The following is a 16,681-nucleotide window of genomic DNA, read 5'->3' as shown; positions in this document are numbered from 1 at the left end:
TCAGCCCTCCCGAGCCGCCGCGCACACGGCCCGGCAGATCCGTGCCACGTCGTCATCACCGGTCACATAGGGCGGCATCGTGTACACGAGGTCGCGGAACGGCCGCAGCCACACGCCCTCGGACACGGCTGCCCGGGTGGCGGCCTCCATGTCGACCTCGTGATCGAGCTGTACGACACCGATGGCGCCCAGCACCCGCACATCCACGACCCCGGGAATCCGGGCCGCGGCGGCCAGACCGTCCTCCAGTCCGGTGCCGATCCGCTTGACCTCCCGCTCCCAGTCCTGGCCGAGCAGCAGATCGACGGAGGCGTTCGCCACGGCGGCGGCCAGCGGGTTGCCCATGAACGTCGGCCCGTGCGCCAGCACCGGAACGTCACCCCTGGAGATGCCCTCCGCCACTTGCGAGGTGCACAGCGTCGCCGCCATCGTCAGATAGCCGCCGGTCAGCGCCTTGCCGACACACATGACATCGGGGGAGACCCCGGCATGTTCCGCGGCGAACAGCTTTCCCGTGCGGCCGAAGCCGGTCGCGATCTCGTCGAACACGAGCAGCACGTCGTTCGTGTCGCACGCCTCACGCAGGACCCGCAGATAGGCGGGCGAGTGGAACCGCATTCCGCCCGCCCCCTGTACCACCGGCTCCACGATCACCGCGGCGAGCTCGTCGGCGTGCCGCGCGACCAGATCCCGCAGACGCCGGACGTACCCGGGGTCCGGCTCCGCGTCGAAACCGTCCGGCGGAGCGTCGGCGAAGACCTGCCGGGGAAGCGCCCCCGACCACAGGTCGTGCATCCCGCCCTCGGGATCGCACACGGACATCGGCTGCCAGGTGTCTCCGTGATAGCCCCCGCGCCAGGTCAGCAGCCGACGCTTGGCCGGCCTGCCGAGCGAACGCCAGTACTGGAAGCACATCTTCACCGCGACTTCGACCGAGACGGACCCGGAGTCGGCGAGGAAGACATGCCGCAGTGGCTCCGGGGTGATCTCCACCAGCCTGGCGGCCAGCCGCACGGCGGGCTCATGGGTGAGCCCGCCGAACATCACATGGCTCATCCGGTCCAGCTGGTCGCGGGCCGCCTCGTTGAGCACCGGGTGGTTGTAGCCGTGCACGGCCGACCACCAGGACGACATGCCGTCCACCAACTCGGTCCGTCCGTGGGCGGGTTCGGCCAGCCGCAGCCGTACGCCGGACGCGGACTCCACGACCAGGGGTTCCCGCCGGCCCGGCATCGGGCCGTACGGATGCCAGACATGGGCCCGGTCCAGGGCGCGCAGCTCGGCGGGGGCGAGTGCCACCGTGTGCGGGGCCGGGCCGTTCGACGGCCGTTGCGGGGAGCGCGTCTCAGGCATTGGGTGCGAGATCCGTCCCGGCGCCCCGGCGGCGGACCGCCACCAGATCCGTACGCGCGGCCTGGACCTCGGTGGACGTGGAATCCTCGGCGGACGTCGCCGTGTCACCGTCGCCGCAGGGCGCGCAGCCGCCGTCGTGCGAACCGCAGCCGCCTCCCGCCGCCGCCCGGTGCCGGGGCAGCGTCGTCGTTCCCGCACCCTCCACCTCGAAACCGGCATCGGCGATCATGTCCAGATCCGCCTGCCCCGCCTGGCCCTCGCTGGTCAGATAGTCGCCGAGGAAGATCGAGTTCACCAGGTGGAGGGCGAGCGGCTGCATCGAGCGCAGATGCACCTCCCGGCCACCGGCGAGCCGGACCTCGACATCGGGGCAGACGAAGCGGACCATGGCCAGAATCCGCAGACAGCGCTGCGGGGTGAGGTTCCACTCCTTGGCGAGCGGGGTTCCCTCGAACGGGATCAGGAAGTTCACCGGTACCGAGTCCGGGTCCAGCTCGCGCAGCGAGAACACGACATCGACCAGGTCGGCGTCGCTCTCGCCCATGCCGGCGATCAGCCCGGAACAGGCGGAGAGCCCCGCGGCCTGCGCCTGCTGGACGGTCTCCACCCGGTCCGCGTACGTGTGTGTGGTGGTGATGTCCCCGTACGTCCCCTCGGACGTATTGAGGTTGTGGTTGTACGCGTCGGCGCCCGCCGACCGCAGCCGGCCGGCCTGCCCGTCGGAGAGGAGACCGAGGCAGGCGCAGACCTCGACGCCCGCGTTCTGTTCCTTGATCGCTTCGATGGTCTGCGACACCCGGTCGACGTCACGGTCGGTCGGCCCGCGTCCGCTCGCCACCAGACAGACCCGCTTCGCCCCGCCGGCCACGCCGGCCGCCGCGGCCTTCGAGGCCTCGTCCGGCTTGAGCCAGGTGTACTTGAGGATCTCGGCCTTCGATCCCAGTCGCTGGGAGCAGTAGGAGCAGTCCTCGGGGCAGAGACCGGACTTCAGGTTGACCAGGTAGTTGAGCTTCACGCGCCGCCCGAACCACTGACGGCGCACCTTTCCGGCCGCGGCCACCACGTCGAGCAGCTCGTCGTCGGAGGTCGCCAGCACGGCGAGCGCTTCTTCGCGGGTCGGCAGTTCGCGCCGCAGCCCCTTGTCCACCAGCGTGTTCAGCAGCAGGTCCATGGCGATGATCCTGGCCTACGGCACGGTCTTCAGCCAAGGAGGAACCAGACAGGAGAGGAGGGTGAGGGTGTGTGTATTGCCACACCATGACCTGCTGCGCCCCCGGCTAGGGTCTGTGAGCTGCCTACAAAAGGGACCGGCTCATGTCCTTCGCCCCGTTCGACTGGATCAATGACGAGGCCCGCCGCCGCGCGGCGGCCGGACTCGTCCGGACGCTCCGCCCGCGCCCCGCCGGACCGGAACTCCTCGACCTCGCGAGCAACGACTATCTGGGCCTCACCCGGCACCCCGAAGTCACGGGGGCCGCCGCCGCGGCGGCGCACCACTGGGGTGCCGGTGCCACCGGTTCACGGCTGGTCACCGGTTCCACCGAGCTGCACGCCGAACTCGAACACGAACTGGCGCGTTTCTGCGGCTTCGAGGCGGCCCTCGTGCTCTCCTCCGGTTACGCCGCCAACCTGGCGGCCCTCACCGCTCTGTCCGCCCGGGGCTCACTGATCGTCTCCGACGCGGGCAACCACGCCTCGATCGTGGACGGTTGCCGGCTCTCCCGGGCCGAGACCGCCGTCGTCCCGCACGCGGACCCCGAGGCGGTGGGCAAGGCGCTGCACGCGCACGGCGGTCGGGCGCTCGCCGTGACCGACTCGGTCTTCTCGGTCGACGGCGACGCGGCCCCGCTGCCCGCGCTGGCCGAGGCATGCCGGGCCGAGGGCGCCGCACTGCTGGTCGACGACGCGCACGGTCTGGGGGTGCTCGGGGACGGGGGGCGCGGCGCGCTCGCCGCCGCCGGACTCGCGGGCGGCGAGGGCATCGTGGCCACACTCACCCTCTCCAAGTCCCTGGGCAGCCAGGGCGGCGCGGTCCTCGGCCCGGCCCGCGTCATCGATCATCTGGTCAACACGGCCCGGACGTTCATCTTCGACACCGGACTGGCCCCCGCCGCGGCGGGCGGCGCCCTGGGCGCGCTGCGGCTGCTGCGCCGTGAACCGCGGCGCGCGGACCGGGCCCGCGAGGTCGCCCTCACCCTGTACGAACGGCTGACCTCGGCCGGGCTGACCGCCGTCCGGCCCGACGCCGCCGTGGTTTCCCTGCGCGCGCCCTCCGCGGACGCGGCCGTGCGCTGGGCGGCCGACTGCCGCGCGGCCGGGATCGTGGTGGGGTGCTTCCGTCCGCCGTCGGTGCCGGACGGAATCTCCCGCCTGCGGCTGACCGCGCGGGCCGACCTGACCCGGGAGCAGATCGCGGACGCGGTGGCCACCGTCGTACGCACCGCTCCCGGGACCCGGACCGCTCCGGTCAGCTGACCGGCCGGTCGTGCAGCCCTGTCACGAACGAGGTCCACGCCGTCGCGGAGATCCGCAGCGGGATCCGGTCCAGGTCCTTGGAGTCCCGTACGGCGAGGTGTTCGCCGTCGAGCGGCGCGGTCTCCACACAGTTGTTCATTCCGGTGCTGCGGCTGCTGCGGCGCCACCGTAACGCGGGCTGTGCGAGGCGGTCGGACATGATGCTCCCTCGGGCAGTCGGAAGGTGCGCGGGGAGCACGGCCGGTCAGCCGGAGTCCCCCTGGCCGCCGCGGCTGATCGCGGCGATGAGATCCAACGAACGCTCCGGCGACAGCGCGTGAGCCTGCAAGGTGCGGAAGGCCGAGCTGTACGCCTCAAGGTCTTCTTTCCGCTCCAGATAGAGGCTACTCGTCAAGTGGTCAAGAACGACCACATCCAGATCAGAAATGTTCGGAAAGGAGAAAATTACGAAAGGGCCGGTCAGGCCGATGTACCCCCCGACCGTGAACGGCAGTAACTGAATTTGCACGTGGGGCAGTTGACCCACCTTGGTCAGATGGCACAACTGGTCCCTCATCACCTCGGGGCCGCCCACCTCGCGCCGCAGTACGGCCTCGTCGAGTACGGCCGTCAGTCGCAGCGGCGGGTTCGCCCGCAGGACGCCCTGCCGGGTCAGCCGTACCTCCACCAGGGAATCCAGCTGTCCGGCCGGCAGGCCGTCCAATGAGGACCGGGTCACCGCGCGGGCGTAGTCGGCGGTCTGGAGAAGTCCCGGCACCACCGAGGTCTCCAGCGTCCGCGCGGTCCTCGCCTGGGACTCCAGGCTGATGAAGTCGCGGTACTGGGGAGGGATCAGCCCGCGGTACGCGTGCCACCAGCCTGTTCCGCCGCCGCCCGCCGAACCCGCGAGCACCTCCAGCAGCGCGCGCAACTGGGCGTCGCGCACGCCGTACGCGTCCAGCAGCCGGGTCACGTCGGCGGGGCTGACACCACTGGCACCCGTCTCGATACGGCTCACCTTCGACTGGTGCCAGCCGAGCAGCCGCGCCGCGTCCCGGCTCGTCAGCCCGGACGCGTGGCGCAGGCCGCGTAACTCCTCTCCGAGCTTGCGTCGGCGTACCACGGGACCGTGCAGCATGCCGGCCTCCTTCCGCTGTGCAGGGAGAGCCGGGCCCGCACGGGGACCGGCCCGCAGAGAGGTCAGTGTGCCGCGCGTTCGAGCGCCGCCGGGGCAGAGTTCACCGCTTTGAGCGACAGATATATGCATATCTTGGCCGATCGTCGTTACAGAGGGCAGCATCAGTGGCAATCTGGCGCGAAGCACAATCCCGGCCGATCGCGGGTCGGCCGGGGCGGGAAAGGGACGGCGTCGCCATGGCAGATCATCAAGAAGCAACCGTCACCCTGCCGAGTGATCCGGTCTCGGTCTCCTCGGCCCGCAGGTATGTCGCCCGGATACTGGCCGAATGGGGGCTGGCCGACGACACCGAGATCGCCGACACCATCCGGCTGATCGTTTCGGAGCTTGCCACCAACGCCGTACAGCACACGTTCGGGCTGTCCCCCACCTTCACCGTGGACCTCCGGCTGGACCGGGAGGAGGAGCTGCGGCTCGGTGTGACGGACAGTCACCCCCGCTGGCCCCAGCGGCTGCCGGCCGCCGTCCAGCAGGACAACGGACGCGGCATGGTGATCATCCGGGCCCTGGCCAAGGAGTACGGGGGACAGCTCACCGTCACTCCCACCCCCGAGGGAGGCAAGACGGTCTGGATCGCCCTGCCCTGGACGGTTCCGGGTCAGGTCTGACGGGGGAGCGGGCGCGCCGGGGTCCACCGCTCGCGGGCACGGCCCCGGCGTCCGGGCAGGGCCCCGGCGTCCCGGTCGGTCCTACCTCGGCGCCGCGCCCCGTCCGAATCCGCTGCGCATCAGTGCCAGCAGGGTCGACGCGGCGGAGGTCGCCCGGTCGCCCCGGTGCACGACGGAGATCGTCCGGCGGAAGGCCGCCGGATCCAGCCGCCGCACGGCCAGCGGGGTCGGGGACATCGCGGCGACCATCTCCGGAACCACGGCCACCCCGAGCCCGGCGCTGACCAGCGCGCACACCAGGGCGTAGCCGGGGGACTCGCACACCACGGCCGGGGTGGCGCCGGCCTCGGCCAGGGCGCGCTCCACCCCGCGCCGGGGCGGATGCGTGGGCGCGCTGCTGATCAGCGGCCGTCCCGCCAGCTCGGCGACCGGCAGCCGGCCCGTCCCCTCGGCGAGCCGGTGGCCGACCGCGGTGACGAGGACCAGTTCCTCGACCAGCAGAGGCTCGACGACGACGCCCATGGGCGGGGGACTCGCGGACGCGGGTTCGTACGCATGGGTCAGGGCGAGATCGACCTCGCCGGCAGCCACGGCGGTGACTCCCCCGGGCGGCTCGTAGTCGGTCACGGCGAGCTCCACATCCGGATGTGCGCGCCGGAACGCGCTCAGGACCGGCGGCAGCAGATGGATTCCGGCCGTGGTGAACGTGCCGACCCGCAGCCGGCCTCCGGAGAGCCCGGCCAGCCGGGCCAGCTCGTGCCGCGCCTGGTCCAGCTCGTCCAGGACTCTTCTGGCCCGGCCCGCCAGCAGCTCACCGGCCGCCGTCAGCCGTGCCCCGCGATGATGACGGACCAGGAGCGCCGCACCGGCCTCGCGCTCCAGCTTGGCCAGCTGCTGGGAGAGCGCGGGCGCGGTGTAGCCCAGACGCGCCGCCGCACGCGTGATCGATCCGGCCTCGGCGACCGCCACCAGCGCCGCCAGCCGTGTCGGGTCGTACATTAAGCGTTCCTTTTGGCAGACCCAGAAGATTGCAAGTACACGCTAAAGGCTCTTCCGGTCCAGGGTGTAACCATGGACGCACAACTGCTCGCCTTCACGGGAGTCGCCGCGGGGATGGTCGCGCTGCCCGGCGCCGATTTCACCGTCGTCGTACGCAACGCACTCGCCTCGCGCAGTTCCGGGGTCGCCACCGCGCTGGGCGTCGCCGGGGGACTGCTGGTGCACACCGCGCTGGCCGTGGCGGGCCTGGCCGCAGTGCTGGTGACCCTGCCCGTACTGTTCCGCACCGTCCAGCTCCTGGGCGGCGCGTATGTGCTCTGGCTCGGCATCGGCGCCCTGTCGGCGTTGAGACGGCGGCCCGCCGAGCCGGACCGGCCGGCGCAACCGGAGGCCGGTCCCGCGCGGAAGGAGCTGGGACGCTCCCTGCGACAGGGCTTTCTGACCAACGCGCTGAACCCCAAGGCGCCGGTGCTCTTTCTCAGCCTGCTGCCCCAGTTCGTGCCCGAGGGGCAGCCGCCGCTGCCCAGGACCCTGCTGCTCGCGGCCGTCGTCGTGGCGCTGGCGCTCGTCTGGTTCCCGGCCGTGGCCCTGCTGGTGGACCGGCTGGGGCGGTGGCTGCGCCGGCCGCGCACCGCCCGTGCGATCGAGGGCGGCAGCGGCGCGGCGCTCACCGCACTGGGACTCGTGCTGGTGACCGGACCGCTGCTGCGCTGAAGCGGGTCCGGCCGTAGGTCAGCGGACCCGTCCGTACCACACGCTGTTCGACCAGATCTTCTCCAGCCGGACCACCGCCCCGGTCTTCGGGGAGTGCCAGATCTTCCCCTTGCCCGCGTAGATGCCCACGTGGTAGACGCTGCGGCCGGAGTGGAAGAAGACCAGATCGCCCTTCTTCCGCTTCGACTTCGAGATGTGGTGGGTCTTGTTGTACTGCTGCTGGGCCGTGCGCGGGAGTTTCTTGCCGGCCTTCTTGAAGGAGTAGAGAGTCAGCCCCGAGCAGTCGAACCGGCGCGGACCGGATGCTCCGTACTTGTAGGGCGATCCCTTCTTCGACGCGGCGATCGTGAGCGCCTTCGTCGAGTGCGTGGCGGCCTCGGCCTCGTTGACCAGCCCCGGCGCCAGCATGGCGGAGCCGACGGCCAAGGTGAGGACCGAGGCCGTACCGGCCCGGGTGAGCAGAGACGGGACATGTACCTGCGCAGTCATGCGCAACCCTTCGTCAGCCGCCTGTGAAGGATGACCTGTCGGGTTCGGGCTGGCGAAGTTGCCCGGCCGCACTTGGCGGCTTCACCCCGAGGGGCGACCGGTTGCCCGGCCGACCCGTTGTGCTCGGGTCCTCCACTCCTGCCGATCCACTTCTGTCGACCAGTCATCCGGGCAGCGGCAGGACTCGGCGTCCGCCCGGACCGCCCCGCCGCGGTGGCGGGGGCTTGTCGTCCCAGGGATCTTGACTCACGGAGTGCCGGATTTCCGAGCTGAAACAGCGATTTGTGAGAGTCGTCACGACTGATCCGTTCGGGTGGACGAGCCCGATTTCCGCCCTCGGCCGGGCTGCGCGACCAGTCTCGTACCAGCGACGGAACGTCAGATTCCGAGTACTGTCCACGCGCTGAGCGCAAGTTGGGCTGTCCCTCGCGAGGGGGACCGCCTACGCCGAACGAGGGAGGAAATCTGATCTCCTTGCCGGGCGTGTCGCGGGGCGGGCGCGGAGAGGTGCGGCGGGGCGCGGAAGGGCGCATGAGGTGTGGCGGGGCGAGGCTTGGTGAGGCGTGGCCAGGCCGGACCGGGCGTGGCGAAGTCCCGGCTCCCCGTGAGCGGGAGCCGGGAGCCGGTGGCGGATGAGGTGCCGGGTACGGAGCCGGAGCCGGTGCCGGGAGAGCGGACGGGCGGAATCCCCGGCCCGGTGGCGGGCCTGGGACGGGGTCAGCCCACCGGTGGCGGGGGCATGGTGACCCGGCCGGCGCGGCGTTCCCCGTCGAGCAGGCGCATGGCCCGCGCCAGCGTCGACGCGTGGATCTGCGCCTCACCCCGTTCGTGCATCAGCGCCAGGGCGTCGCGCAGCGCCGTAGCCCGGGAGGCCAGGGCCTGTGCGGCCCGGAGCGCGCCATAGGTGTCACTGCCGCGGGCCGGGTTGATCCGGCCCAGTTGGTCGAGAACTTCCAGGTAACGGTCGATGAACTCCCCCTCGGCGCGGGTCAGCGCGGGGAGCGGCGGATACTCCGGTGGAAGCATGGTCGGTTCACCTCGGGGGGTGCGGCGGCCGGGACGGGCCGCGGTTCTCCATGACGTGGTCCACGAGCCCGTACGCCAGGGCGGCCCGGGCGTCGAGGATGGTGTCGCGCTCGATGTCGGCGGTGATCCGCTCCGTGGACCGGCCCGTGTGGCGGGCCAGCATGGCCGCGAGCATCTCGCGCACCCGCATCAGCTCGCGTGCTTCGATTTCGAGATCGGACGGCTGGCCCCGGACCGGTTCGTCAAGCGTCGGCTGCCGGATGACTACCCGGGCGCCGGGCAGGGCATGTCGGCGGCCCGGTGCGCCCGCCGCCAGCAGCACGGCGGCGCTGGAGAAAGCCTGGCCGAGGCAGAACGTCTCCACGTCGCACGCCAGGTACTGCATGGTGTCGTAGATCGCGGCCATGGCGTTGAACTCGCCGCCGGGGGAGTTGATGTAGAGCGAGATGGGCCGGTCCGGTTCGGCGTGCTCCAGATACATGAACTGCGCGATCAGGTCGGTGGCCGCGGTGTCGTCGACCGGGGTGCCGAGAAAGACGATCCGCTCGGACAGCAGCTTGGAGTAGGGGTCCAGGGTCCGGGTCCCGGTCGCGGTGCGCTCGGTGAACTCCGGCAGGACGTAACGGGCGGCAGGTCGGATCATGGCGATGCCTCTCCTGGGATCTGCGCGGTTTTTCTCGGTGGGTCGCTGTTCTGCGGGCACGCCGCTCCCGGGCACGTGGTCCCTGGAGTGCCTGCGGCCGCGTCCGTAAGAAATGTACAGGACGTACAGAAGGTGATGGTGGGGGTGTGGAAGCGGACGTGTTGTTCCGGGCGGTTCAGGAGGACGCGCGGGCGCGGGTGGGGCTCATCGCCGCGGCGCCCGCCCTCCTGCCGGGGCTGTTCGCGGAGTTCGCCGAGGCGCGGTTGCCGGGAGCGGCGTGCTCGTCCCGCAGGAGGTGCGCCTGTCGGGCCGGCGTGGTCGAACCACCGCATTCGAGGTCATCCGCCCCCCGGGAGTGTCCGTATTTGTGCGCCAATCGATGAATTCGGTGCGATTTGCCGAGATGTGAATATCTGTGAACTCGAAACGTGAATGAGTCAATTCAGGCAGTGATGTGAGTCACTTGACATATACATCTAGCAGGTCTTAACTTCCCACGGCAGTTGAAATGAATACCGGGAATTCCGTCCGGTATTCATATCTCCTGTCGTCGGACAAGCGTCTCGTTCATCACGCATGGAGGTTTTCATGAAGCTCGTTCGCCTCGTCAACAAGTTCCGCCCGGAGAAGAGCCTCAAGGCTTACGCCTGGTACGGCTGGATCTAATCAGTTAGTTTCCATGCCGGGCTCGCGTCGGTCAGGAATTCTTGTCGACGCGAGCCGCCTACCCACGGAGTTCACCCATGTCTATGCTCCGCGCCGGCGGGAGCGGTCGGGTCATTGAGTTCGCGCCCAGGCTCGACGAGCTGTTGAGCCGTTATCGCGATGAGTCGCTGTTCCGTCTGGAGCCCGACACGATCGGCGTGTCCGGTGCCGATCTGATGGATGGCCTGCTGCGAAGCAGGCCGGCCAACGCGGAGGAGAGGCCTACCTTCAAACCCGTCCAGAAGCGGCTTGTCAGCCGTGCCGATGCGTCCACCTTTATGCAAGCCGTGGGCTCGGACGTACGAACCGCGTTGCAGCGTCCCCTCGACGGCGCGGTCGACCTGACCGGCCGGTGGCCGCATGTGGCGCACGTCTACCTGCGGGATCTCGTTTTCGGAGACGAAAGCCGGCGATTCCGGGTTCTGGTCGACCGCCGACTGGAGTTGACCCCGAAACTGACCTGGTCGGCCGTCGCCTCCGGTGCCGCTTTGTTGCGCAGGCCCGGTCCGGACGTACCGCTGTCAAAACTCGCGGCTCTCGTTGTCGATTCCAAGAACTACAGTGACCGACGCTATGCCATGTACCTGTACCGGCGAGTGGCGGCACCGGTGTGTTTCACCGTCTCCGCGCTCGTCACCAGCGCCCTGTGGCTCGGAGCTCCGTTCAGCGACGACGTATCGAATCGGAATATCCTCCTTGAGGCACTCCGGCTGCTTCCCCCGTCGTGGAATATCTTGCGAGTGGCTTCCCCGGAGTTCTCGGACGTGGACGCACGGATCGGCCCGAAGGACGATGTCCTGCTGCTTCCCCTGCTGAGCCATCGTGACCCCGGGCTCTGGGAGGAGCCCGACGATTTCCACCCCGACCGCTGGGACGAGCTGGATGGAGACAACCATCCCGGCTATCTGCCCTTCGGCCATGTGAGCGAACGGTGCTGGGGCCGTCATATGGTTCTGCCCCTGGCCGAACGGCTCCTGGAAATCGTGCGCCGGGACGGTCTCGTGGTGAGCCCGGACCAGACCAGGGGGAAGGTCGAACTCGATGGATTGCTCGAAGTGTCCGAAGTGCAGATGACTCGACCGTGACGGTCCGGATCTGGCGGCATCGCCGCATGGTGCCCGCGCGGGATTCACGAGCATGGCTGTGAATACGCGTACTGGTTCCGGCTCGGCTTCAGTGAATCCGTAGCCGCGCAGGTGAGACGGTGCTGCCGGCCGTGCGGCAGCACCGGTTGGCCCAACTCCACGGCGCCGAGACCGGGACGACCGAGACCTCGGTGCCGACCCGGTCGCGTAGTTCATGGCACTCGTGGCCGGTACCGAGTTCGTCGAACTCGTCGGCCATCCCGTGAACCGCGGTTTCAGCGGCTCTCGCTGCCCGTACGGCGCACATTCCGCAGACGCTGAAGTGCCCGCAGGGGCGGCACCTGGCCTCGATAGCCTGATGGACATGACATCGCCTCGTTCTTCCCGCAGAGTGTCGATCGACGCTCTCGAATCGCTGTGCGAATCTGCTGTCCGGGTCGCGGGCGGGGCCGCGGAGACAGCGGCGGTGCTGGCTTCCGCGACGGTGGCTGCCGAACGGCGAGGCAGGCGCGAGGTGGGGGTGGCGCATCTGATCGACTACCTCGATGCGTTCCGGGGAGGCCGGCTGAACCGTGACGCCCAGCCTCAGGTTTCCGGGGGGCGTGCCGCGGTCGTCACCGTCGATGCCGACCGCGGCACCGCTCAGCTCGCCTTCGCTCACGCTTTCGCGGAACTGGTCGAGCGTGCCAGGGCCTGTGGCGTCGCCGTACTAGCCGTGTACGACTCCTACAGTGCGGGAGAGCTCGGTCATTACGCGTCACGGGTGGCCGAGGAGGGGCTCATCGCGCTGGCGTGCGCGAACTCGCCCGCGCTCATGGCCGCCTATGGGGCGAGGGAGCCGATCACGGGCACCAATCCGCTCTCGTTCGCGTTGCCGCACCCGTCGGGTCCGCGGATGTTCGATCAGGCTACGAGTGCGACCGCCTGGGTGACGATCCGCGATGCCGCGCTGCGCGGTGAGGCGATCCCCGACGGGTGGGCGCTCGATGCCGACGGCAACCCGACCGGTGACGCGGGCGCGGCCCTGGGCGGCGCCCTGCTGCCGTTCGGCGGTGTCAAAGGTGCCAACATCGCGATCATGATCGAGATGCTGGCCGCGATGGCCGGTGGATCGTTCTCGCTCGACGCCGCACCCTTCGACTCCGGGGCGCAGTCCCCTCGTCTGGGTCTGTTCGTCGTGGCGATCGACCCCACCGCCTTCGACCCCTCCTACGTGCACCGGGCGGAGACCCACCTGCAACTGCTCGCGACCGCACACGGCGCGGACTTCGGCCGACGGAAGCCGCCCGTCACCGAGGTCGAGCTCTCCGAAGACCTCTACCTGCGGCTTGTGACTCCCTGATCATGTCCGTGTCGGGCACGCCCACGCCGACTTCGCCGACCCGGAGGGCGGCGATACCCCCGGACCGCGCCCCACACTCCGTGGCTGGGCGTGCTGTGATGGCGGAGAGTTGCCTGCCTCCCGCTTCGCGGCAGCCTCGGGAGAACAGGGCACACGCCGTGAAGGCGGCGGGGGCGGGACGCGCAGCTTCTGGAACCGGACCGGACCGGGGCTGTGCGCGTGGTGTGCCGGTCTCGGCAGGCCGTCCGCCGATGCCTTCGGTCTCGGCCGCGAGACCTCGCGGCACAGGATGTCCGCGCCGCCTCGATCGCGTCATGTGGGGCGCCGGTCCCCGCTGAGACCTGCCGGGATTCGGTGCGACCAGGAAACTCTCCGTCCCACTCGTCTCACACATCTCTCACCGACGAGAGCGCCCGGGAGCCCGCGAACGCCTCTGACCTGGCTATTTCGCTGTTGTCACGGGCCACGGCGGACCAGGTGGACATTGCATAGGCTAGGGGCATGGCCTACGAGATTCCGGTGACGCAAGCGCGGGCAGAGCTCGCCGAACTGATCAACCGTGTCGTCTACGGCGGCGAGCGTGTGGTCGTGACGCGGCACGGCAAGCCGCTGGTCGCACTGGTCTCCGCCGCCGACCTCCAGCGACTCGAAGGCGAGGAGGCCGCAGCGCAGGAGCAGGTGATCAGCTCGGTGTCCTCGATCAGCTCCACGAACTCCGCTCCGGGCGAACGGCGCCGCTTCGGGATCGCCGCCGAGCACCGAGGGCACCACGACCGTGACGACTGAGGGCCGGCAGCTCTCTTCGGCGCTTCGGGACGTCCGTCCCGCAGCGCCGTCGAACGGGGTGCGCGGCCCGATCTCCATGGATCCGCAAAAGATCAGTTAACGCCACGGAAAAACTTCCGCCCTAACGTGCAATACCTGGCCGTGAGGCCCCTGTTCGGCCTTCAACAGACTGTTGAGGGCGGGATAGGGTCCCGCTGCGACCAGGGCCGGTACTGGGCGGAAGACGATGAGGTGGAAGCGTGCAACTGACCCCGCACGAGCAGGAACGCCTGCTCATCCATGTGGCCGCCGATGTCGCGGAGAAGCGCCGGGCACGCGGGCTTCGGCTCAATCACCCCGAGGCGGTCGCCCTGATCACCTCGCATCTGCTGGAGGGCGCCCGGGACGGCCGCACCGTCACCGAACTGATGGCGTCCGGACGCGGACTGCTCACACGGGCCGAAGTCATGGACGGCATACCCGAGATGCTGCACGACGTACAGGTCGAGGCCACCTTCCCGGACGGCACCAAGCTCGTCACCGTCCATGACCCGATCGTCTGACGGGGAGCGCCGCCGATGATTCCCGGAGAGATCCTGTACGCGGACGGCCCCGTGCCGGTCAACGCGGGCCGCCCCGTCACCCGGCTCACCGTCCTCAACGCCGCCGACCGCCCTGTCCAGGTCGGCTCCCACTACCACTTCGCCGAGGCCAACCCGGGGCTCCGCTTCGACCGGTCGGCCGCCCATGGACTGCGGCTCCACATCGCCGCGGGTACGGCGGTGCGCTTCGAACCCGGCATCCCCGTCGACATCGAACTCGTCCCGATCGCCGGGCGCCGCGTCGTCCCCGGCCTGCGCGGCGAGACCGGAGGCGGCCTCGATGCCTGAACTCAGCCGTGCCGTGTACGCCGATCTGTTCGGGCCCACCACCGGCGACCGTATCCGGCTCGCCGACACCGACCTCCTCGTCGAGATCGAGGAGGACCGCTCCGGCGGCCCCGGACTCGCCGGGGACGAGGCCGTGTTCGGCGGCGGCAAGGTGATCCGCGAATCCATGGGCCAGGCACGCGCCACGCGCGCCGAGGGAGCCCCCGACACCGTCATCACCGGCGCGGTGATCATTGATCACTGGGGCATCGTCAAGGCCGACATCGGCATCCGGGACGGCCGGATCACCGGGATCGGCAAGGCCGGAAACCCCGACACCATGGACGGAGTCCACCCCGACCTTGTCATCGGGCCCGAGACCGAGATCATCGCGGGCAACGGGAAGTTCCTCACGGCGGGTGCCGTCGACGCGCATGTCCACTTCATCTCGCCGACCATCGTCGACCAGGCGCTCGCCTGCGGGGTGACCACACTGGTCGGCGGCGGCACCGGTCCCGCCGAGGGGACCAGGGCGACCACCATCACACCCGGCTCCTGGCATCTCGCCCGGATGTTCGAGGCACTGGAGGCGTACCCGGTCAACATCGGGCTGCTCGGCAAGGGCAACACGATGTCCCGGGACGCCATGCACGCACAACTGCGCGGCGGGGCGCTCGGATTCAAGATCCACGAGGACTGGGGCGCCACCCCGGCCGTCATCGACGCCTGCCTCGGCGTCTGCGAGGAGACGGGCGCCCAGCTCGCCATCCACACGGACACCCTCAACGAGGCCGGATTCGTCGCCGACACCCTCGCCGCGATAGCCGGGCGCTCCATCCACGCCTACCACACCGAGGGTGCGGGGGGCGGGCACGCCCCCGACATCATCACCGTGGTCTCGGAGCCCTACGTCCTGCCGAGCTCCACCAACCCCACCCGGCCGCACACCGTCAACACCATCGAGGAACACCTCGACATGCTGATGGTCTGTCACCACCTCAACCCCGCGGTCCCCGAGGACCTCGCGTTCGCCGAGTCCAGGATCCGGCCCTCCACCATCGCGGCCGAGGACATCCTGCACGACCTCGGAGCGATCTCGATCATCTCCTCCGACGCCCAGGCGATGGGCCGCGTCGGTGAGGTCGTCCTGCGGACCTGGCAGACCGCCCATGTGATGAAGCGGCGGCGCGGCGCGCTGCCCGGCGACGGAGCCGCCGACAACCACCGGGTCCGCCGGTATGTCGCCAAATACACGATCAACCCGGCAGCGGCGCAGGGGCTCGACCGCGAGATCGGCTCGGTCGAGACCGGCAAGCTCGCCGACCTGGTGCTCTGGGATCCGGTCTTCTTCGGGGTCAAGCCGCAGACCGTCATCAAGGGCGGGCAGATCGCATACGCGCAGATGGGGGACGCCAACGCGTCCATCCCCACTCCGCAACCGGTGCTGCCCCGACCGATGTTCGGCGCGACCGGCCGGGCGCCCGCCGCCAACTCCGTCAACTTCGTCGCGGCCGTCGCGATCGAGGACGGGCTTCCCGAACGGCTCGGCCTCGGCAAGCGGTTCGCGCCGATCACCAGTACCCGGGGTGTCACCAAGGCGGACATGCGCGAGAACGATGCCCTGCCGCACGTCCGTGTCGACCCCGACAGCTTCGCCGTCACCATCGACGGCGAGAGGGTCGAACCCGCGCCCGCCGCGGAACTCCCCATGGCCCAGCGCTACTTCCTCTTCTGAGCGGAGGAAGCAGCCATGTCGCGCGCAGCTCTGCTCGTCCTCGCCGACGGCCGGTTCCCGGCCGGAGGCCATGCCCACTCCGGCGGCGCCGAACCGGCCGTCACGGCAGGACGCATCCGTACCGCCGACGACCTCGCCGAATTCTGCCGGGGCCGGCTGCACACCACCGGACTCACCGCCGCGGCACTCGCCGCGGCGGCTGCCCACGGCCTCGACCCGCTCGCGCTCGACGAGGCCGCAGACGCCCGCACTCCGTCACCCGCCCTGCGCGCCACCGGGCGCCGACTCGGCCGACAGCTGATGCGGGCCGCCCGCGCCACCTGGCCGAGCGCGGAACTCGCCGCGCTCGCCGCCGCCCGGCCGCGCGGTGCCCACCAGCCCGTCGTCCTCGGCCTCACCGCCCGCGCCGCGGGACTCGGGCCCATGGACGCCGCGCACTGCGCCGTGTACGAAACGGTCAGCGGACCTGCCTCCGCGGTGGTCCGGCTGCTCTCCCTGGACCCTTTCCAGGCCACCGCCGTCCTCGCCCGGCTCGCCCCCGAAATCGACCATGTCGCCGAGCGGGCCGTCGCTGCCGCGCGTCAGGGCATCGACGCCCTGCCCGCCGCATCGGCCCCGCTGCTCGACATCACCGCCGAGGCGCACGCGGCCCGGCCCGTCCGGCTGTTCGCCTCGTAACTCCGCAGGAACCAGGAG

At 70.3% G+C, this 16,681-nt stretch carries 19 protein-coding genes and 1 riboswitch; of the genes, 11 read left to right on the top strand and 8 right to left on the bottom strand.

Going from position 1 to position 16,681, the window contains the following annotated elements; translation table 11 throughout:
• Both ABT170_RS24850 and bioB read right to left on the bottom strand, forming a co-directional pair.
• Positions 1-1,353: an adenosylmethionine--8-amino-7-oxononanoate transaminase gene (locus ABT170_RS24850; protein WP_351870873.1), complete on the bottom strand. Its 1,353-nt coding sequence runs from the start codon at positions 1,351-1,353 to the stop codon at positions 1-3.
• Positions 1,346-2,524 (bottom strand): biotin synthase BioB, encoded by a 1,179-nt coding sequence (gene bioB / locus ABT170_RS24845; protein ID WP_351870870.1) that lies wholly within the window; start codon positions 2,522-2,524, stop codon positions 1,346-1,348. Before bioB ends, ABT170_RS24850 begins: the two co-directional genes overlap by 8 nt.
• A gap of 143 nt (positions 2,525-2,667) precedes the next feature.
• Between bioB and ABT170_RS24840 the strand changes: the two genes are divergently transcribed.
• Positions 2,668-3,828: an aminotransferase class I/II-fold pyridoxal phosphate-dependent enzyme gene (locus ABT170_RS24840; protein ID WP_351870867.1), complete on the top strand. Its 1,161-nt coding sequence runs from the start codon at positions 2,668-2,670 to the stop codon at positions 3,826-3,828.
• Here ABT170_RS24840 and ABT170_RS24835 read toward each other — a convergent pair.
• Both ABT170_RS24835 and ABT170_RS24830 read right to left on the bottom strand, forming a co-directional pair.
• Entirely contained in the window at positions 3,821-4,027 is a 207-nt protein-coding gene (locus ABT170_RS24835; protein ID WP_351870864.1) for a DUF397 domain-containing protein, read from the bottom strand. The two genes, ABT170_RS24840 and ABT170_RS24835, sit on opposite strands and share 8 nt — an antisense overlap.
• 45 nt (positions 4,028-4,072) lie before the next feature.
• Positions 4,073-4,945 (bottom strand): helix-turn-helix domain-containing protein, encoded by an 873-nt coding sequence (locus ABT170_RS24830; protein ID WP_351870861.1) that lies wholly within the window; start codon positions 4,943-4,945, stop codon positions 4,073-4,075.
• Between the two features lie 236 nt (positions 4,946-5,181).
• Between ABT170_RS24830 and ABT170_RS24825 the strand changes: the two genes are divergently transcribed.
• Positions 5,182-5,613: an ATP-binding protein gene (locus tag ABT170_RS24825; protein WP_329943083.1), complete on the top strand. Its 432-nt coding sequence runs from the start codon at positions 5,182-5,184 to the stop codon at positions 5,611-5,613.
• A gap of 81 nt (positions 5,614-5,694) precedes the next feature.
• Here ABT170_RS24825 and ABT170_RS24820 read toward each other — a convergent pair whose 3' ends face one another.
• Positions 5,695-6,612, bottom strand: a complete 918-nt coding sequence (locus ABT170_RS24820; protein ID WP_329943084.1) for a LysR family transcriptional regulator — start codon at positions 6,610-6,612, stop codon at positions 5,695-5,697.
• A gap of 72 nt (positions 6,613-6,684) precedes the next feature.
• On the opposite strand from ABT170_RS24820, the gene ABT170_RS24815 reads away from it, so the two are divergent.
• Positions 6,685-7,326 (top strand): LysE family translocator, encoded by a 642-nt coding sequence (locus tag ABT170_RS24815; RefSeq protein WP_329943085.1) that lies wholly within the window; start codon positions 6,685-6,687, stop codon positions 7,324-7,326.
• Between the two features lie 18 nt (positions 7,327-7,344).
• Here the strand turns inward: ABT170_RS24815 and ABT170_RS24810 are convergent, their stop codons facing one another.
• The 3 genes from ABT170_RS24810 to ABT170_RS24800 form a co-directional block, all read right to left on the bottom strand.
• Positions 7,345-7,815 (bottom strand): C40 family peptidase, encoded by a 471-nt coding sequence (locus tag ABT170_RS24810; protein WP_266928980.1) that lies wholly within the window; start codon positions 7,813-7,815, stop codon positions 7,345-7,347.
• A gap of 3 nt (positions 7,816-7,818) precedes the next feature.
• Positions 7,819-7,983: riboswitch (cyclic di-AMP (ydaO/yuaA leader) on the bottom strand.
• Between the two features lie 549 nt (positions 7,984-8,532).
• Positions 8,533-8,841, bottom strand: a complete 309-nt coding sequence (locus ABT170_RS24805; RefSeq protein WP_329943086.1) for a hypothetical protein — start codon at positions 8,839-8,841, stop codon at positions 8,533-8,535.
• Between the two features lie 7 nt (positions 8,842-8,848).
• A complete protein-coding gene (locus tag ABT170_RS24800) occupies positions 8,849-9,484 on the bottom strand; it encodes an ATP-dependent Clp protease proteolytic subunit (protein WP_329943087.1) in 636 nt (211 codons plus the stop codon).
• Positions 9,485-10,060: 576 nt separating this feature from the next.
• Here ABT170_RS24800 and ABT170_RS24795 point away from each other — a divergent pair.
• The 8 genes from ABT170_RS24795 to ABT170_RS24760 all read left to right on the top strand — a co-directional run bounded on the left by ABT170_RS24795 (position 10,061) and on the right by ABT170_RS24760 (position 16,663).
• The gene (locus ABT170_RS24795; protein ID WP_351870854.1) at positions 10,061-10,150 is read left to right on the top strand and encodes a tryptorubin family RiPP precursor; all 90 of its coding nucleotides are present in this window, start codon (positions 10,061-10,063) and stop codon (positions 10,148-10,150) included.
• 77 nt (positions 10,151-10,227) lie between these two features.
• Complete coding sequence (locus tag ABT170_RS24790; RefSeq protein WP_329943088.1) at positions 10,228-11,274, top strand: cytochrome P450; 1,047 nt, start codon at positions 10,228-10,230, stop codon at positions 11,272-11,274.
• A gap of 223 nt (positions 11,275-11,497) precedes the next feature.
• Positions 11,498-12,616 (top strand): Ldh family oxidoreductase, encoded by a 1,119-nt coding sequence (locus ABT170_RS24785; RefSeq protein WP_351870851.1) that lies wholly within the window; start codon positions 11,498-11,500, stop codon positions 12,614-12,616.
• 501 nt (positions 12,617-13,117) lie between these two features.
• Complete coding sequence (locus ABT170_RS24780; RefSeq protein WP_351870848.1) at positions 13,118-13,402, top strand: type II toxin-antitoxin system Phd/YefM family antitoxin; 285 nt, start codon at positions 13,118-13,120, stop codon at positions 13,400-13,402.
• A gap of 239 nt (positions 13,403-13,641) precedes the next feature.
• On the top strand, positions 13,642-13,944 hold the full coding sequence (locus tag ABT170_RS24775; RefSeq protein WP_266928964.1) for an urease subunit gamma: 303 nt from the start codon (positions 13,642-13,644) through the stop codon (positions 13,942-13,944).
• Between the two features lie 15 nt (positions 13,945-13,959).
• Positions 13,960-14,271 carry an urease subunit beta gene (locus tag ABT170_RS24770; RefSeq protein WP_329943091.1) on the top strand — a complete coding sequence of 104 codons (312 nt, stop codon included), beginning with the start codon at positions 13,960-13,962 and terminating at the stop codon, positions 14,269-14,271.
• Complete coding sequence (locus tag ABT170_RS24765; RefSeq protein WP_329943092.1) at positions 14,264-15,985, top strand: urease subunit alpha; 1,722 nt, start codon at positions 14,264-14,266, stop codon at positions 15,983-15,985. The genes ABT170_RS24770 and ABT170_RS24765 overlap by 8 nt, the downstream gene beginning before the upstream one ends.
• A 15-nt stretch (positions 15,986-16,000) precedes the next feature.
• Positions 16,001-16,663, top strand: coding sequence for an urease accessory protein UreF (locus ABT170_RS24760; protein ID WP_351870843.1), 663 nt, complete (start codon positions 16,001-16,003; stop codon positions 16,661-16,663).
• Positions 16,664-16,681: the final 18 nt, after the last annotated feature.

The sequence above is a fragment of the Streptomyces sp. NPDC001787 genome (assembly GCF_040297465.1).
Lineage (GTDB): Bacteria > Actinomycetota > Actinomycetes > Streptomycetales > Streptomycetaceae > Streptomyces.
The sequence above is the reverse complement of the archived record's forward strand: the minus strand, read 5'-3'. Positions and strand labels throughout refer to the sequence as shown.

Coding starts and splice junctions, on each gene's coding strand:
- ABT170_RS24840 (WP_351870867.1), top strand. CDS start 2,668: ATGTCCTTCGCCCCGTTCGACTGGATCAATGACGAGGCCCGCCGCCGC.
- ABT170_RS24795 (WP_351870854.1), top strand. CDS start 10,061: ATGGAGGTTTTCATGAAGCTCGTTCGCCTCGTCAACAAGTTCCGCCCG.
- ABT170_RS24815 (WP_329943085.1), top strand. CDS start 6,685: ATGGACGCACAACTGCTCGCCTTCACGGGAGTCGCCGCGGGGATGGTC.
- ABT170_RS24850 (WP_351870873.1), bottom strand. CDS start 1,353: ATGCCTGAGACGCGCTCCCCGCAACGGCCGTCGAACGGCCCGGCCCCG.
- ABT170_RS24820 (WP_329943084.1), bottom strand. CDS start 6,612: ATGTACGACCCGACACGGCTGGCGGCGCTGGTGGCGGTCGCCGAGGCC.
- ABT170_RS24835 (WP_351870864.1), bottom strand. CDS start 4,027: ATGTCCGACCGCCTCGCACAGCCCGCGTTACGGTGGCGCCGCAGCAGC.
- ABT170_RS24765 (WP_329943092.1), top strand. CDS start 14,264: ATGCCTGAACTCAGCCGTGCCGTGTACGCCGATCTGTTCGGGCCCACC.
- ABT170_RS24805 (WP_329943086.1), bottom strand. CDS start 8,841: ATGCTTCCACCGGAGTATCCGCCGCTCCCCGCGCTGACCCGCGCCGAG.
- ABT170_RS24760 (WP_351870843.1), top strand. CDS start 16,001: ATGTCGCGCGCAGCTCTGCTCGTCCTCGCCGACGGCCGGTTCCCGGCC.
- ABT170_RS24770 (WP_329943091.1), top strand. CDS start 13,960: ATGATTCCCGGAGAGATCCTGTACGCGGACGGCCCCGTGCCGGTCAAC.
- ABT170_RS24780 (WP_351870848.1), top strand. CDS start 13,118: ATGGCCTACGAGATTCCGGTGACGCAAGCGCGGGCAGAGCTCGCCGAA.
- ABT170_RS24800 (WP_329943087.1), bottom strand. CDS start 9,484: ATGATCCGACCTGCCGCCCGTTACGTCCTGCCGGAGTTCACCGAGCGC.
- ABT170_RS24830 (WP_351870861.1), bottom strand. CDS start 4,945: ATGCTGCACGGTCCCGTGGTACGCCGACGCAAGCTCGGAGAGGAGTTA.
- ABT170_RS24810 (WP_266928980.1), bottom strand. CDS start 7,815: ATGACTGCGCAGGTACATGTCCCGTCTCTGCTCACCCGGGCCGGTACG.
- ABT170_RS24790 (WP_329943088.1), top strand. CDS start 10,228: ATGTCTATGCTCCGCGCCGGCGGGAGCGGTCGGGTCATTGAGTTCGCG.
- ABT170_RS24825 (WP_329943083.1), top strand. CDS start 5,182: ATGGCAGATCATCAAGAAGCAACCGTCACCCTGCCGAGTGATCCGGTC.
- bioB (WP_351870870.1), bottom strand. CDS start 2,524: ATGGACCTGCTGCTGAACACGCTGGTGGACAAGGGGCTGCGGCGCGAA.